Source organism: Paenibacillus sp. O199 (assembly GCF_001636635.1).
GTDB classification, from domain to species: domain Bacteria; phylum Bacillota; class Bacilli; order Paenibacillales; family Paenibacillaceae; genus Paenibacillus; species Paenibacillus marchantiae.
Genome location: NZ_LGRP01000001.1, coordinates 576,097 through 591,597, shown reverse-complemented (window position 1 = coordinate 591,597; position 15,501 = coordinate 576,097). Strand labels below are relative to the sequence as shown.

At 45.6% G+C, this 15,501-nt stretch carries 17 protein-coding genes; 16 read left to right on the top strand and 1 reads right to left on the bottom strand.

The genetic code is table 11. The features are described from left to right. Nucleotides 1-137 precede the first annotated feature (137 nt). From A6049_RS03030 to A6049_RS02960, 15 genes are all read left to right on the top strand, one after another. Nucleotides 138-1,154, top strand: coding sequence for an iron-hydroxamate ABC transporter substrate-binding protein (locus tag A6049_RS03030; RefSeq protein WP_063563156.1), 1,017 nt, complete (start codon nucleotides 138-140; stop codon nucleotides 1,152-1,154). A 242-nt stretch (nucleotides 1,155-1,396) separates the two neighbouring features. Further along, a complete protein-coding gene (locus A6049_RS03025) occupies nucleotides 1,397-2,440 on the top strand; it encodes an SPFH domain-containing protein (RefSeq protein WP_063563155.1) in 1,044 nt (347 codons plus the stop codon). Continuing rightward, entirely contained in the window at nucleotides 2,437-3,540 is a 1,104-nt protein-coding gene (locus A6049_RS03020; protein ID WP_240321285.1) for a diacylglycerol kinase catalytic domain-containing protein, read from the top strand. The genes A6049_RS03025 and A6049_RS03020 overlap by 4 nt, the downstream gene beginning before the upstream one ends. An 81-nt stretch (nucleotides 3,541-3,621) precedes the next feature. Further along, on the top strand, nucleotides 3,622-4,335 hold the full coding sequence (locus A6049_RS03015; RefSeq protein WP_063563154.1) for a response regulator transcription factor: 714 nt from the start codon (nucleotides 3,622-3,624) through the stop codon (nucleotides 4,333-4,335). Beyond that, on the top strand, nucleotides 4,332-5,324 hold the full coding sequence (locus A6049_RS03010; RefSeq protein WP_063563153.1) for a sensor histidine kinase: 993 nt from the start codon (nucleotides 4,332-4,334) through the stop codon (nucleotides 5,322-5,324). Before A6049_RS03015 ends, A6049_RS03010 begins: the two co-directional genes overlap by 4 nt. 172 nt (nucleotides 5,325-5,496) lie before the next feature. Next, on the top strand, nucleotides 5,497-6,267 hold the full coding sequence (locus A6049_RS03005) for an ABC transporter ATP-binding protein (protein ID WP_063563152.1): 771 nt from the start codon (nucleotides 5,497-5,499) through the stop codon (nucleotides 6,265-6,267). Continuing rightward, nucleotides 6,242-8,191 carry an ABC transporter permease gene (locus A6049_RS03000; protein ID WP_063563151.1) on the top strand — a complete coding sequence of 650 codons (1,950 nt, stop codon included), beginning with the start codon at nucleotides 6,242-6,244 and terminating at the stop codon, nucleotides 8,189-8,191. Before A6049_RS03005 ends, A6049_RS03000 begins: the two co-directional genes overlap by 26 nt. A gap of 105 nt (nucleotides 8,192-8,296) precedes the next feature. After that, a complete protein-coding gene (locus A6049_RS02995) occupies nucleotides 8,297-9,028 on the top strand; it encodes a ZIP family metal transporter (protein ID WP_063563150.1) in 732 nt (243 codons plus the stop codon). Between the two features lie 187 nt (nucleotides 9,029-9,215). Further along, nucleotides 9,216-9,824, top strand: a complete 609-nt coding sequence (locus A6049_RS02990; RefSeq protein ID WP_063563224.1) for a hypothetical protein — start codon at nucleotides 9,216-9,218, stop codon at nucleotides 9,822-9,824. 24 nt (nucleotides 9,825-9,848) lie between these two features. Continuing rightward, nucleotides 9,849-10,268 carry a hypothetical protein gene (locus A6049_RS02985; protein ID WP_063563149.1) on the top strand — a complete coding sequence of 140 codons (420 nt, stop codon included), beginning with the start codon at nucleotides 9,849-9,851 and terminating at the stop codon, nucleotides 10,266-10,268. Beyond that, complete coding sequence (locus tag A6049_RS02980; RefSeq protein WP_063563148.1) at nucleotides 10,265-10,825, top strand: hypothetical protein; 561 nt, start codon at nucleotides 10,265-10,267, stop codon at nucleotides 10,823-10,825. Before A6049_RS02985 ends, A6049_RS02980 begins: the two co-directional genes overlap by 4 nt. A gap of 70 nt (nucleotides 10,826-10,895) precedes the next feature. Next, nucleotides 10,896-11,648: an SMI1/KNR4 family protein gene (locus tag A6049_RS02975; protein WP_063563147.1), complete on the top strand. Its 753-nt coding sequence runs from the start codon at nucleotides 10,896-10,898 to the stop codon at nucleotides 11,646-11,648. A gap of 3 nt (nucleotides 11,649-11,651) precedes the next feature. After that, nucleotides 11,652-12,953: a hypothetical protein gene (locus A6049_RS02970; protein WP_063563146.1), complete on the top strand. Its 1,302-nt coding sequence runs from the start codon at nucleotides 11,652-11,654 to the stop codon at nucleotides 12,951-12,953. Nucleotides 12,954-13,012: 59 nt separating this feature from the next. Continuing rightward, nucleotides 13,013-13,441, top strand: a complete 429-nt coding sequence (locus A6049_RS02965) for a hypothetical protein (protein WP_063563145.1) — start codon at nucleotides 13,013-13,015, stop codon at nucleotides 13,439-13,441. Between the two features lie 16 nt (nucleotides 13,442-13,457). Next, nucleotides 13,458-14,069, top strand: coding sequence for an SMI1/KNR4 family protein (locus tag A6049_RS02960; RefSeq protein ID WP_063563144.1), 612 nt, complete (start codon nucleotides 13,458-13,460; stop codon nucleotides 14,067-14,069). 100 nt (nucleotides 14,070-14,169) lie between these two features. On the opposite strand, the gene A6049_RS32445 is transcribed toward A6049_RS02960, so the two are convergent. Continuing rightward, on the bottom strand, nucleotides 14,170-14,463 hold the full coding sequence (locus tag A6049_RS32445) for a hypothetical protein (RefSeq protein ID WP_095205930.1): 294 nt from the start codon (nucleotides 14,461-14,463) through the stop codon (nucleotides 14,170-14,172). A 220-nt stretch (nucleotides 14,464-14,683) separates the two neighbouring features. Here A6049_RS32445 and A6049_RS02950 point away from each other — a divergent pair, with 220 nt between their 5' ends. Continuing rightward, the gene (locus A6049_RS02950; protein WP_063563142.1) at nucleotides 14,684-15,388 is read left to right on the top strand and encodes a cupin domain-containing protein; all 705 of its coding nucleotides are present in this window, start codon (nucleotides 14,684-14,686) and stop codon (nucleotides 15,386-15,388) included. Nucleotides 15,389-15,501: the final 113 nt, after the last annotated feature.

The window sequence follows — 15,501 nt, the reverse complement described above, 5'->3', positions numbered from 1 at the left end:
GGTCTTTCTGGCTCGATCCCTATGTTTATGGATTTCAATTAAAATGGTAGACAGTTAGTAATCAATTCTGCTATGATTCCAATGATAATGATTACCATTATCACAAAAAGCAATGAATTATAGGGGGCATCATGTTTATGTTTAAATCCAAATCGATTCTTTCCATCTGCACGTTATTCATTGTGTTTACGCTAGTTCTTGCGGGCTGCGGAAATGCAGGAAAGACAACGGATGAAACGGGGAGCGGCTCAGGACAGACGAGTGAGAATCAGGAATCCACTGGAACCGATACAGCTCAGAATGAATCAGCGGAAAGTGAAACACGTGAATATGAGACGGATAAAGGGACGGTTACCATTCCTGCACATCCGAAACGCATCGTGACCGATTACTACGGGGGCGAAATTCTGTCTGTAGGCGGTAATCTGATTGGTGTGGAGCCAAGTGCCTTTGATAATCCGTTCATTAAGGACAAGCTGAAAGACACCACAGACGTGGGTTATCCGGTGAACGTGGAGAAGACGCTGGAATTACAGCCTGACTTGATCGTTGTGATGTATGATGATAACTACGAGGAACTGTCCAAAATTGCACCAACTGTGCATATCCCATATGGTACAGCTACAGATATCTACAAGACAGTTGAGCTGTTTGGTGATTTAATGGGTCAACCTGATCAGGCGAAGGCGTTCATTGCCGATTATGAGAAAAAGGCGGAAGAGGGACGCGAGAAGCTGAAAGGTATCGTGGACGAAAATACAACCGTTGGATTATACGAGTTGACGGACAAAGGGGATCTGTGGATCTTTGGCGACAACGCAGGCCGGGGCGGGCAAGTTGTATACAATGCTTTGAAGCTGAAAATGCCGAGCAAGGTGAGCAAAGACAATCAGACCGTGCAGCTATCGCTCGAAGTACTGCCTGAATACGCTACGGATTACATGTTCATGACGGTGTACGATCCTGAGAAAAAAGGCGAAGCACTGAAGGAATTCAAACAGTCCAAAGTATGGAACGGTCTGGATGCGGTGAAGAATCACCGGTTCTTCGAGAATGATTTTGATACATTCTATCGATATGATCCAATCGCCATTACTGCCCAGATCGATTTGTTTGTTGATCTGATCTTGAAGAGCGCTGAACAAAACAAATAAATGATTAACAGCTTGATGACTTCTAATGTTAGGCTAGCGCCTCGCATAACTTAACCCACAATGAGTTGTCATTACTGACTATAATTATAGAAAATCGACCTGCTTTAAGGCTTCTGCCTAAGGTAGGTTTTTTTTATATAAAAGCAAAAAAAAGTTGTTAATGTCATATTGACAATATCAAATTCATTTGTTATCATTTCGATAATATCAAAACGACAATATTAAGAAATGGGGAATGAGCGATGTTTGGATTCCGATTCGTGAAGTTTCAACCCAGTGAGTACGTAATGAAAGTGAAGAATGGGCAGGTGCAGCTTCAAGGAGTGGGTTTGTCCTTCTACTATTATGAGCCGACGACGTCGGTGGTGGTTCTGCCTGTATCTTCGGTGGATGTGCCCTTTATGTTCGAAGAAATAACAGCTGATTATCAAACCGTTACGGTTCAGGGTCAACTGAGCTATCGTATCGTTGATTATATGAAAATCACCCAAAGCCTGAACTACACGTACAATTTGCGCAAAAACAGATATATTTCCGACGATCCTGGCAAGTTGGATCAACGTGTGATTACGACCGCCAAAGTGCTGACCAAAAAACATCTGGAGCAAATGCCCCTGAAGGAAGCCATTCAATCGAGCGAACGGCTGGCCAGCAGCATGAAACGGGAAGTGGTGCAGAGTCAGGAACTGGAGAAATTGGGCGTAGAGCTGATGAGTCTGTCCATTCTGGCCATTTTGCCCAATAAAGAGACGATGCGTGCACTGGAAGCACAAGCGCGGGAAGAGATTTTACGCCAGGCCGACGAAGCGCTGTATGTACGTCGCAACGCATCCATTGAACAGGAGCGGAAAGTGAAGGAGAACGAACTAAACACGGAAATTGCCGTTGAGACGAAGAAACAGCAGATTCGAGAAACACAATTACATGCAGAGCGTTCGGTGAAACAGAAACAAAATGAGATGGAACAGGAACAGCTCCAATTCAATACGGCGATGGAGGAACGGAAACAACAGCTTATTGAATTGACGATTGCCAATCAGAATGCCGAAGCTGATGCCAAAGCCTATGAAATTGCTGCCGTGATGAACTCGTTACAACAGGTGGAGCCTAGCGTGCTACAGGCGATGGCTAACATGGGTATGAACTCGGATAAACTGATTGCCCTTGCATTCCAGGAGCTGGCTGAGAATGCAGGGAAAATTGGACAGCTTAACATTTCGCCGGATCTGCTGCAAGGATTGATGAATCCACCGACAAGAGAGCAGCAGGGAGGTCGGGCACGATGAGACTTGGGAAGGCAAGCCAGACTGTAGCCGCACACATTACTGGAGGAGAACCGATGACCGAATACAAGTTGATTCTGGTCAAACGCAGAACGAGGCTGGAAGAATTGGTGGTCCGCTATAATACGGTCCAACAAGCGCAGTTCTATATCGAACGCTTGGGAGCAGACTTCAGTGATTACCTGGAGGAGGACAGACGTTATCATCATTCCGTGCAGCAAGCCCAGCAGCAGCTCAGCCAACTGGGCCGGGTTCAGACCATTGATCGGGAACATGTGCCCAACTTTATTTTTGGAGCACAGGACATTGTGGTAGTGATTGGACAGGACGGTCTTGTTGCCAATACGCTCAAGTATGTAACCGAGCAGCCGCTCATTGGTGTTAATCCTGACCCCATGCGTTGGGATGGGGTATTGCTGCCATTTACGGTAGAGGATTTGAGCTTCATTATTCCCGATGTTATTCGTAAACGTCGCTCTCTGAAAGAAGTGACTCTGGCCAAAGTGGAGCTGAATGATGGGCAGTATCTCTATGGCGTCAACGATCTGTTCATTGGCCGAAAGACGCATGTATCTGCTCGTTATGAAGTTCGCATGGGTTCATCGGTAGAACAACAATCCTCCAGCGGAGTGATTGTATCCACGGGAATGGGATCGACGGGCTGGTTCAAAAGTGTGCTGGCAGGTGCTGCTGGAGTCGTGGGCTCGGAAGCGTGGCAGCACATCCAATGGGGTGAAGGGTTCATTCCCGATAGAGACAGCATAAGCTCTCATTCAGACTCGGACCCTAGAGGGAAGGGTTATTCAGAAGCACATATCGCTGCGACGGCATCTACACAGGGGAGCATGAGCGACATGAATCACTTTGGCTGGGATGCGCCTTATTTGTATTTTACAGTACGTGAACCCTTCCCCAGCCGGACGACTGCAGCCAATCTGGTGTTTGGACAGATTCATCCGAAACAGCCTTTGCAGATTGTCTCCCAGATGCCGGAGGACGGCGTTATTTTCAGTGACGGGGTAGAACAGGACTTTCTTGAATTTAATTCCGGAGTGGAAGCGACTATTGGCTTGGCAGAGAAACGTGGACGTTTGGTGGTCTAATCCTTTATTTCCAATCCGTTTTTGACTAGAATGGTAAACTAGATGTAGAAGATATGTCAGGGAACGGAAAGAAGGTTGACGATGCAATCGATATTGCTGGTTGAAGATGATGCCAAGCTCGCAGGATTGCTGGGTGAATATCTGATCCGAAATGGTTTTCAAGTGCAGATTGTGGCAGATTTCCGTCATGTTCTGGATGAATTCATGCAGATCGGTCCGGATTTGGTATTGATGGATGTAAATCTACCTCAATTTGATGGCTACTACTGGTGTAGACAGATCCGTTCGCATTCTATATGTCCCATTCTATTTATTTCGGCTCGTGACAGTGGCATGGATCAGGTTATGGCGCTGGAACATGGGGCGGATGATTATATTACGAAGCCTTTTCAATACGAGGTCGTACTTGCTAAAGTTCGTAGTCACCTGCGTAGAGCATATGGGATGTATGCAGCTGTTCAACCAGAAATGAAAGTGAAAAATGGCTCTATGCTACTGTACCCCGAAAGATATGTACTGGAGTTCGATGGTCTTTCCGTAGAGCTGACTCAGAAGGAATCCATATTGGTCGAAGCGCTGATGGCCAAGGCCGGTCGGGTGGTGGGCCGGGAACGTTTGCTCGAACTGATGTGGGAAGATCAGCATTTTATTGATGATAATACGTTGAATGTGTACATTACACGTGTTCGCCGCAAGCTGAAGGATCTGGGGGCAGAAGAGGTTTTGGAAACCGTTCGCGGAGCGGGCTACCGATTGCTTGATTTGGAGTCACCTGTCCAAGAGGACCGACAATGAAACTGTTCTTAAGAGATCAGCTACCCCTCATCGGATTTTATTTGCTGCAAATGCTGCTTGTCCCAAGTGTATATTGGCTTTCTGGTGAGGATCGCCCCATGAGGATTGTTCTTTATGGCATGTTTCTCAGTACAGTTGTATTGCTCGTGTATCTGATCGTACGTTATTTCCAGCTCCATCCATATTACCGTGTGCTCCAGCAGCCACAACGGCTGGTACAGGAACCTTTCCAATCACTTGGTAATGCCCCTGTGGCTAATTCTTTACAGGAATTGATGCATGAACTGGAGCGTAACCGTCAGAATGAGATGGGTCAATTGCGAATTCATAGTGAGCAGCAGGTTGTGTTCATGAATCGCTGGGTCCATCAGATGAAGACACCACTGTCCATCATTCAGTTGACCCTGGAAGATGTGGATGATGATAAAACTGCAGGCAGCATACAGGATGAGCTGGATAAAATGCGCAAAGGGTTGGAAATGGTACTTCATTCTTCACGCCTGGAACAGTTCGAAGGGGATTTTCGCGTAGAGCTTCTGTCTCTACCCGAGGTGGTTCGAAGCAGCGTAGCTGAGAATCGACGTTTGTTTATTCGCAGAGGAATTACACCGGATATTCGAATGGACAACGACCTTCGAGTTTACAGTGACTCCAAATGGCTGCGGTTCATGTTTACCCAGATTTTGACCAATGCCGTTAATTACTCAGATAGCAAAGCTGGTAAAAAAGTCATGATTACCGCCTATATTGAGGAAGAACGAATCGTATTAGATATTCAGGACCAGGGTATCGGCATATCGGCTGAAGATATTCAACGTGTGTTTAATCCTTACTTCACCGGAGAGCGGGGAAGACAGTATCATGAATCTACAGGTATGGGACTATATCTGGTCCGTGAGATCAGTACACGTTTGGGTAACCAGATAGAATTGTTCTCCAAACCCGATGAAGGAACATTGGTCCGATTCAGCTGGATGAATCGAAAATAGAAGTGCTTTGCCTATGGGCGAGGTGCTTTTTTTTATGGAATAGGAAGAAGGGGGAACATAACCTTAAACGCTGTGTAAGGAAAGTTTAAGGTAAATCGATAGCAGGGTTGGAGGAGGTCGTTTAGGATAAGGATATGAAAAGAAAGCATAGTTTATTTGGAGGGGAAACACCATGGAAATGTTGCAAGTTTCGGCACTAAACAAAGTGTATCAGGGCAAAGTGCAGACTAAAGCCCTTAGTGATATTCATCTGACCATCAAGCAGGGTGAATTTGTAGGGATTATGGGGCCATCGGGCAGTGGGAAAACGACGTTGCTCAATATGGTCTCGACCATTGATGAGCCAAGTTCAGGCAAGGTGCTGATTAATGGCATGAATCCGTTTGATATGAAAAAGAAAGAACTCGCCATGTTCCGACGCCGGGAACTCGGATTTGTATTTCAGGATTTTAATCTGCTCGATACCTTGACCGTTGCTGAAAATATAGTACTCCCTTTGACGCTGGACAAGGTCAAGCTGAAGGAGATGGAGAGCAGACTCGATCGGATTACCACTCAGCTTGGAATTGATCACATTCTGGATAAACGAGTCTATGAAATCTCGGGCGGACAGCGGCAGCGAACAGCCATTGCCAGGGCCATGATTAATATGCCATCCATCGTACTGGCCGATGAACCGACAGGTGCGCTGGATTCCACCTCATCTCAAGCGGTAATGGAATCGCTTGAACAGATCAACCAGCAAGAGAAAACAACCATTATGCTGGTCACGCATGATCCACTTGCCGCAAGTTACTGCCATCGGATTGTATTTATAAAGGATGGCAAGCTCGCAGCCGAAGTGCATCGTGGCGATAACCGACAGACGTTCTTTCAACGGATTATTGATACATTATCCTTCTGGGGAGGGAATTCGCATGAGCTTTCCTCAGTTCGCCTTTAACAACATTCGCCGAAACGGGCGAGCGTACATCGCCTTTTTCCTAAGTAGTGCATTCATGGTCATGATATTCTTCGCGTATGCGATGTTTATCTATCATCCGTTTGTTGAGAAATTGCCGATTGGTAAGACTACGGCAGCGGGAATGCAGGTTGCCTCCGTCATCGTATACGTTTTCGCGATCTTCTTTGTTATGTATTCCATTAGTGCATTTCTGAAATCACGGAACAAGGAATTCGGTATTTTAACCATCTTGGGCGCGGAACCAGGACAGATTCGAAGACTGGTCATTCTGGAAAATATGTTTATCGGATGTCTGTCCATTGTGGCTGGAATAGGTGGAGGCATGTTATTATCCAAGCTGTTCCTGATGTTAACCACCCGATTTATCGGTATGGAAGACCTGCCTTTTTATTTCCCGGTAAAGGCCATGTTGATTACAGTGATTGCTTTTTTAGTACTGTTCTTTTGCATTTCCCTGTTCACACTGATCTTTATCGGAAATAAGCGCGCATTGGAGCTGCTAACGGGCACGAGCAAACCCAAAAAGGAACCTAAAGCATCATGGGTATTCTCTATTCTTGGGCTTGCGTTTCTCGCTACGGGATTCATTGCGCTATACGGCAGTTTGTCGAGTGAGAGTATTCTGATCGCTGCTGTGACAGGCATTGCAGGTACGTATTTTTTCTACTCGCAGCTTTCCGTGCTGGCCATTCGTCTGTTGAAACGTAACCGCAAACGGGTGTGGCATGGTACACGCTTGCTATGGATTTCCGAGATGAGTTACAAAATAAAAGATAATGCACGCATGCTGTTTATGGTGACGGTGGTTATTGCGATTGCTTCCATGAGTGCAGTGGTCATTTTGTCGCTGGATCAACAGAATCGACAAGTATTTAGAGACAATTATTTTCCGATTCGTTATAACGTGTACAGTGCATCGGAAGAACCTAACATGGCACCCGTCAATGAGGTTCTTGACGCTGCGGGTCTTCAATATCAGAACGCTTATCTGGAATATTTTTGGACAAGTACGGATGATAGCGGCATCAGTGTGATGTCTCTAAGTGATTTCAATCAGTTCAACACAATCCAGAACAAACCGACCTATAAGCTCTCAGCTCATTCCAGTATATTCATTGATTCACGCAATGTGGAGAAGCCTCGACATGAAGAAAGATTTCGTTCCTATGCCAAGGGCGATCAGTTAACGCTGGATATGAATTCAGGGCCTGTTACACTCGATATTAAATACACTGGAAATGAACCGGAATTCAACGGGCTTCTGTATACATCAGCCCTAGTTATTGTAAGTGATGAAGAGTTTAAGGCTCTTGCCGGACAATTGGACAAAGATGCTGTGTCCGGTAAATATCTTTATCATATCCCTTCATGGGGGGGATCGGTGCCCGATCGGCAATCATCTGAAGTGATGGTAAGCGATCGGCTGGCGGGCATGGATGAAATCATTAGGAATAACTCTAATGATAAAGATTTTTCGGGCTTTTTCACGACGCGATATGCTGACTTCGAAGAATTCAGACAGACAACGGCACTCTTCACCTTTTTGGGGATATTCATTGGACTGATCTTCTCGATCTCCTCAGCGAGCTTTCTCTATTTCAGGCTGCACACGGATCTGGAGGCAGATGGGAAAATGGTGCATTCCTTGTCTAAAATGGGTCTCAGTTTTCAGGAGATGAAGCGATCATCCACAATTCAGATCGCGGTTCTCTTTTTCTTCCCAATCCTGATCTCAATTGTTGAAACGCTCGTTGTTGTTAAGCCGTTTCTGACTGAATTCGGTATTACGAATTATACTGTTCCGGTATTAACCGTATTTGGTGCATTTCTGCTGGCACAGACCTTCTATTTCTTCGTCATTCGTTCAAGATATATATCTTCACTACGCAAAATGATGGTTTAAAGTTAGCGGTTTTATATTAATCTGGTCATCTCCCCTGTTTTTGTTCTCTATGCTCCGGTTAATGGAGTGATAGATCATATATGAACATGAGAGGGGTCATCCCGGATGTGGACTGCATTCATGTGGGGCGGCATCTCCGCCTCGGCTGTTGTCATAGGAGCACTTGCTGCGCTGTTTCTGAAAATTCCGAAACGAGTTATTGGCTGGATCATGGCTTTTGGTACAGGTACCCTGATTGGTGCAGCTGCATTTGAATTAATTGGGGATGCGCTCAATGATGGTGGAATTGTGCCGACGGCGATTGGATTTACCTCAGGGGCCGTAGTGTACACGCTATTCGATTTGCTCATTTCCAGTAAAGGGGGAGCAGGGCGCAAGCGTTCGGAAAACACCGGGAACGGAGATTCCAGCCAGAGCGGACTTGGTATTTTTGCAGGGACGGTCATGGATGCCATTCCCGAATCGATCATGCTGGGGGCCAGTCTACTCGCCGGGAAAGGTGTCAGTGTTGTGTTGGTTGTTTCTATCTTTGTGAGTAATATTCCGGAGGGTCTGTCCAGTACGGTTGGACTTCAACGCAATAAATACTCCCGCTCCAAGATTATTCTCTTGTGGCTGGGTGTACTGATCATCTCTGCACTTGCAGCATTGGGAGGATACCTGTTCCTGGAGCAGCTTCCTGATGAGATGGCCGCGGCTATTGGGGCATTTGCCGGAGGAGGCATTATTGCAATGATCTGCTCCACCATGATGCCGGAAGCGTTCGAAGAAGGTGGGCCGGTAGTAGGTTTTATAGCTTCGATGGGATTGCTTGTATCCCTTTTGCTTGACCTTTGATTCATTCAATTTAATAGGGGAGAAGAGTACCTTTCAGATGATGATCTGGAGTAAGGTACTCTTTTTTACGTTGTGTTTTCTTGTGCTAAGCACTGGAGTTACATATAATTTTAGGTAGAACAACTGGGAAATGCTGAGTGATTGCTTTTAGCGATTGTCATCATGTAGGGGGAAGGCAGGATTGAAAATGAAACGTTTCGAGGATGAAGGGGATTATAAATACAGCTTCTACGCTGTTCTTCGCCGGGGAGAGCAGGTCGATGTGAAATGTAAACCATGCGGCGGGCACGCCTTTATTGTCATAGAAGAAGATCATCTAGCATGGAAATGTTCGCAATGTTACGCTCATGGAATTCAAGAGACAGAATATCAGTACAATGCCAAGAACAATTGCATCCGATGTGAGCGCTGGTTCAATATTGAAGTGACGGATGAGAAAAAGATAACTCACAAAGCATCACATATTGAATGCCCGCACTGCGGGACCGTTAATGATGTCGAATTACATAAAAAGCTAGCATACCTAGGGTATTATCCCGATATTCGAGAGGGGCGAGATCCTGTGTTTGATATGGAATTGTACTTTCTGGACTATATCAGAGGTAAGGTGTTATGGGCTGTTAATCGGGAGCATTTAAACTATCTGATCTCATATATTTCGGCTGATTTGCGCGTGAAACCTGGAAATGTACCTTTGAAGACGGCTTCACATTCCATTCCCGCTTATATTAAGAACGCCAAGAACAGGGAGCTGGTTATCCGCACATTGACCAAACTTCAGCATAAGACTGGATAAACCAGCAGAACGCGAGTCAAAAATGTGAATCATATTCAATACCTTTTTCACATCGCTTATCAGGAGTTTGATGTTCGATCCAGTGAAGATAATCCCTATCTGGCGGGTACAGTGAGATATCAATCCACAGAGAATGAATATGTAAAATCCGAAAAGCAATATATTAATGCTAAAGATTTTACAACGTTGTTGAATTTTTATAATAAGGACAAAGAGGTGATTTATACTTATCAAAATACTGGAAAAGAGGATGGACAGCTGGTACAATCCATTATTCATCAGGGGATGAGTCGTTCTAGCAATGGAGGCAGCGAAGCTGCTCGTGATCCTTATATCAACGTTACGGCTTTGTTCTATGATAAGTTGGACATCGATGTGAAGCTGGATGTGGATGAAGAACATAAAGTCGTAACCATTCGAATGAATAAAGCGGAGGCGAGATGATGAATTTATTTGGTGTACATAAAGGACCTACATATTTGGAAGGTTCGGTTCGGGAGATTTCGGATGTTCAGACTCATGAAGTCGAATGGAAAGGCAAGTTGCAGACGAGCGATGGGCATGACAAGTTCCATATTTTTTATTATGGTGACTTAACCGAAGATGATCTGATAACCTGGCATGATTCGACACCTCTCATTGTATATGCAGAGCACACTATAACAGGAGAACGTTACTTACTCATCGATTCAGCCAAACAAGGTTATGATGCGATGTTGTGTGAGACATATCCAGAGGAAGACCTGAATAACAGGCCGCTACGGCCCTACCTGGACGTCGAAGGAGAAGACATATTTGAAGTACAGCTATCTGCCTTCTACAATGTGCCGTGGGATGAAGAGTTCGGGGAAGATGTGGATGAAGGTGGAACCTTCGAATTAATTACGGGAGAGCGCATGGATTTTGAGCAGGTGAAACGTGACGGCTATGATGCATTTGCCATACGCATTGTAAACCGCAAAGGCGTAATAACCGAGATTGTGCAGGAAGAACTGGCTTAGGCTAGTTGAATTTGCTGACCGGTTGAATGACTGGTGAATTGAACGAAACGATCGTAGGGAGATGTCGTGAATGTATATAGTAACTCGTGCGTTGAAGCCCATACCGGCTAAGGAACTGGATCATTTTGAAGAACAGTATTCTACCTCGTTACCTGCGTCATATCGCCAATGGCTGGAACAATACGGGGAAGGAACGTACACGGGCTGGATGAATGTGCAGCGGCCGGATCAGGAGGTATTGAAACCTTTTGCTGAATATGATTTTTGGATGCATACGGAGGATACACCGGTTACCCAGGATCAGCTTCAGGAGTGCATCAGTATCGGCAGTTCGGTGGATGGTGATTTCCTGGCGATTCATCCAGAGGTGAAGGGATTGTTATGGCTCCCGCGTCATGATGAGCATATTATCTTGTGGACTTGCTCAGAAGCTGACTTTGGAGAGACATTGGACCGGATCTATTGCGGATATTACCATCAGGATAAACCGCTGACCCCGGCGTTTTTTGAACCGTGGAATGAGCTGCGAAACCACACGTTCTACCACTTGGTTAACGTTGAGCGTGAAGGCTCTATGAAAGAACTGGCCGATTTGTGTAAGAGTAAATTCAAGTGGGATGCAGTGATGGAAAATGAGTACACATGTAAGCTTTTTATGGTCTCCATGGGTGGATATTTACGTTTTAATTATGCGAACGGCAGGGAAATTGCGCTTTTCTATGAAGAGATGCACGGGACGGAAGGTGCAAGGGATCACGATCTGGATCAATTTTTGCTGGCAAATCATTGTACAGTCATCAATAGAGGCGGAGTGGAGGAATAACAATTGAATTGGTTGAAAGAAAATATTGCAGAAACGTGGCGAAGTGAAGGCAAACGATACGCAAAAGATGTCAATGCATTTGTACGCAGAGGCATGGCAGGAGAGCAACTGGATGAATCGGAGCTCGCGGAGGATGCCAGAGCCTCGATTAGTACTGAAGTGTGGAATATGGTGAAGCAAGCCAATCTTCAAGGGGATTTGGAACGGCTTCGGCTTGAACTGCCTGCTGCAACATGGCCAATGAACGAACATTTTCAATCTTCCATGCAGGCCGTTCGGGTGGTAGGTTATCTGAACACAGAAACAATAGTATTCACAACCAGCACCTTCACGGAGAATGGCTGTGTATATACGGCTGATCAACATGGATGGTTGCTATTCTCTCAGTATACCTTCGCAGGTTGTTCGCCAGACGGTGGAGACTATGCGCTGGCCGGATCAGAAGGTATTCGTATCATCAGACAACCAGATCGTCGACTAGAAGGAAAAGAGCTTGCGGTGTATCGCTGGGAAGATATTCAATCCAGTATTCAGATGGCTTTGCCACGTATTGAATCCCTTGCTGACTGTGAGCATCCGGAACGCACAATTGAAGGACTTATTCCATTCAATGATGGGAAATCTGTTCTTATCTTCTCCAATTATGGAATCTACCTGGTAGACCAAGAGCAGGTATCCCTGCTGCACCCGGATCCTGCAGAAATCGAAGAATATGAGTTGGAAGATACACAGATTGATATGGGTCATGCCGCAGTCTCACGTGACGGTCGCTGGATTGCCTACGGTAGTCAGGTCAGTAACCATATGGTTCTGGATCGCGAACAGAATAAGACATATTCGCTTTATCCTGAGTCCAGCTATCCTCATTATGCGGTTTTCACCGCAGACAGTTTGAAGGTATGGTTTAATGCCTGTCACTTTTATAACGGTGCTACAATACAAGTTCAGTTGGAAACGATTGATGGTAATGAAAGTAAGGAAGATTGGCCTGTAATGGATGAGAATGCCCGTGTTTACGCTGCAGTAGAATTGGATGCAGGCATGGTGCTTGGTGACGCATACGGATATTTATATTGTGTGAATGGTGATGGGCAGGAAGTGTGGAGACATTTTGTAGGCAGCACCATCTATTCCTTGGCGATCTCGCCTGACCAGTCCAAGCTTGCAGTGGGTACGTTCGGGGGCATGCTGCATATTCTAGATCTGCACTCTGATCAGATGGATGAGTATGGTATAGGCACAGGCACCCTCCGTGAAATTGAGCGCTACGTGTTATGGCGTGGAGAAGAACCTTTACGTTGGTGAACACCAATGATTGAAGATCAAGACTGGATAAAGTAAGGTTGGGTAAAGTGGGGGTTGAAATGAAGCGTGAAGAAGCAGTAATTTTGTTGAAATGTCATGCCTTTGCCTGCGATGATCTGAAGCATTCGACAATGGAAACCGGTTTTCTTGGTAGCTTGCGCCCCTTTCGCGGTAACCTAAATGAAGAAAATTTTCATGAACTCATGGAAATCTTGCATGTTTTGGCTCCTGAACTAAAACAACCTATGCTGGATCGTGAAATTATGGCTTCACTATGGGGAATTACTCACCTTGGACGTGCATGGGCCGTCGAACCTGAAGGAATGTTGCAGAGTAATCAATTGATCTCAAATGAACAGATTGCATTGATGGAACGGTGGCTGGATCTGTTTTCCTACGCTGTTATGGTTCTGATCGAAGACGGAGGAGAAGAAGAGGCGTTCTGGGGATATCAGGAATATGTGCAGGAACGGGTTGAAAAGAGTTGAAAAGGGAGGGGTGTGTATGACACCTGAGGCTAATGCAAAATGGAATGATTTGTTTGATGCGTTGAATGAGCTCCTGAACGAAAAAATCCATGATGATGAAATTCGGCAGTTATACGACGAATACCAGCATCGGGAGGGTGCCTCTGAGCAAAGTCTAAATGCATTTGAAACAGAGTATGGCGTCCGGCTGCCGGAGGATTTCCGTTCCTTCTATAAGAGTAAAGACGGCAGTGGTTATGCATTTCATATCTTGTATCCGGGTGATGCGGAAGCAGAGGAATGTAATCCGTTTTATCTGATGTCATTGAAGGAAATTCGGGAAACCAAACAATATTTCTGTGAAGTAGATGAGAAATTGGACGAGTACTATTCTGACGAAGAGATCAGCAAACTAGACCCGGAGATTAAGCCCTACTTATTCCATAAAGAGTGGATTCCTTTTGCAACGATGGCGGGAGGCTCGCTGTATTTGATGCTTGATTTTGATCCGACAGAGAAAGGAACCTACGGGCAAGTGATTATGTATGTGCATGATCCGGACTTTGTTTATTATGTGTCTGAGACATTTACAGACTTGCTGGAAGTGTCCAACCGTAATCTGAAGATTATGGATGAGATTGAGTATTGAGCAGGTAGAATCTGTTCAACAGAAGGGCATTGGATATTTTAAAGAAAGTTGAACAAAGACAGGAGCTGCCGACAGCAGCTCCTGCATTGCTATTTTACCATTAGAAACGATGGCCGTGGAAACCTCCGCCAGGTCCACCAGGGCCGCCGGGTCCTCCGCCATGTGGTCCGCCAGGATAGCCGCCTCCAGGGAATGAACCGTGCGGACCTCCCGGGTAACCGCCATGCCATCCTGGGCCTCCGATATGTCCGATGGGAAAGGGCAGCGGAAAAGGTACGATGGGTGGATAGGGATATGGATAAGGGTAGGGGTATGGATAGGGTGGCGGTGGATAATAAGGGTAAGGATAACCCGCAGTTGGCGGGATAGGAACTGAACCAGGTCCGTATGCCATGATGCATGCCTCCAGTGTTTGATTGATGATATTAGCCTATGCTGCGATGCAATGGAGTGACACAGAGGGGTTAATAGAACGTGGTACGGTGAAGGGGGATATGATTTGGTAGCTGTGTCGTAACCCTGCAGCATAAATGGGCTCACGCATAGAAGCCCAGAGCATAAGCTGGCGTTATAGGTTATCACCTAAACCGAGAGCGAAGGGCAGGCGTTTTATTTTGGCAACCTCTTATATGGACTTCACCTCACCTACCACCCAATTTACAGCTGACGTGAACCAGAATTCTTTCTTCCAAAAAGACGGAAATAACTATATTAATGTTCTCTCCATTCAGCAATTAAACACATTGGGTAACGTATCCTTGCTGGACATTTTTCTTAGCACGGGCAATGTGGTTGATCCTCATATTCATCAGAATGCATCCGAGCTGGTGTATTGTATCAGTGGTTCAGCGGTCGTTTCCCTTATTAACCCGTTTACCAAAGAGTTGTTGAATTTTACGATCACACCGGGTCAAGTAGCGAATGTTCCGCAAGGCTGGTGGCACTATGAAATTGCAACGGTAGATCAGACTCATCTGCTGGCTATCTTCGATGCCCCGGTTCCTGAAGCCATATTTGGTTCGGATATTTTACGGCTAACACCTGCGAGTGTTCTGGCTCATACGTATTGTCTGGATGAGAACAAGGTGAAGGAAACGCTTGCTCCAATTCAAAAAACGGTAATCGTTGGTCCGCCAGTGGACTGTGTTACTCAAGTTTCCCCGAGCACCAACATGCCTAACTCGAATAGCCATCCCAACGTGCAGCCTTATGTGAATCGACTTCCATATTGGGGAACATGGGTTGATCCACGCATTATTCACGAACCAGGCTGTCCGTATTATACAGAACCTCCTGTGAACACGAATAATCAAGGGTAAGTGAACGATATAAGGCATTTAAATGGGGTAAAACCCAGTACATTGTCACGAGTGAAAGTGTAGCAATTATACAAAAAAGAAGCGTTCGTAGAAACGCTTCTTTTTTTGTCCAT

What these genes read in the sequence shown, in the direction of transcription:
- A6049_RS03030 (WP_063563156.1), top strand. Translation starts at nt 138, where the DNA reads ATGTTTAAATCCAAATCGATTCTTTCCATCTGCACGTTATTCATTGTG.
- A6049_RS03025 (WP_063563155.1), top strand. Translation starts at nt 1,397, where the DNA reads ATGTTTGGATTCCGATTCGTGAAGTTTCAACCCAGTGAGTACGTAATG.
- A6049_RS03020 (WP_240321285.1), top strand. Translation starts at nt 2,437, where the DNA reads ATGAGACTTGGGAAGGCAAGCCAGACTGTAGCCGCACACATTACTGGA.
- A6049_RS03015 (WP_063563154.1), top strand. Translation starts at nt 3,622, where the DNA reads ATGCAATCGATATTGCTGGTTGAAGATGATGCCAAGCTCGCAGGATTG.
- A6049_RS03010 (WP_063563153.1), top strand. Translation starts at nt 4,332, where the DNA reads ATGAAACTGTTCTTAAGAGATCAGCTACCCCTCATCGGATTTTATTTG.
- A6049_RS03005 (WP_063563152.1), top strand. Translation starts at nt 5,497, where the DNA reads ATGGAAATGTTGCAAGTTTCGGCACTAAACAAAGTGTATCAGGGCAAA.
- A6049_RS03000 (WP_063563151.1), top strand. Translation starts at nt 6,242, where the DNA reads ATGAGCTTTCCTCAGTTCGCCTTTAACAACATTCGCCGAAACGGGCGA.
- A6049_RS02995 (WP_063563150.1), top strand. Translation starts at nt 8,297, where the DNA reads ATGTGGACTGCATTCATGTGGGGCGGCATCTCCGCCTCGGCTGTTGTC.
- A6049_RS02990 (WP_063563224.1), top strand. Translation starts at nt 9,216, where the DNA reads ATGAAACGTTTCGAGGATGAAGGGGATTATAAATACAGCTTCTACGCT.
- A6049_RS02980 (WP_063563148.1), top strand. Translation starts at nt 10,265, where the DNA reads ATGATGAATTTATTTGGTGTACATAAAGGACCTACATATTTGGAAGGT.
- A6049_RS02975 (WP_063563147.1), top strand. Translation starts at nt 10,896, where the DNA reads ATGTATATAGTAACTCGTGCGTTGAAGCCCATACCGGCTAAGGAACTG.
- A6049_RS02965 (WP_063563145.1), top strand. Translation starts at nt 13,013, where the DNA reads ATGAAGCGTGAAGAAGCAGTAATTTTGTTGAAATGTCATGCCTTTGCC.
- A6049_RS02960 (WP_063563144.1), top strand. Translation starts at nt 13,458, where the DNA reads ATGACACCTGAGGCTAATGCAAAATGGAATGATTTGTTTGATGCGTTG.
- A6049_RS32445 (WP_095205930.1), bottom strand. Translation starts at nt 14,463, where the DNA reads ATGGCATACGGACCTGGTTCAGTTCCTATCCCGCCAACTGCGGGTTAT.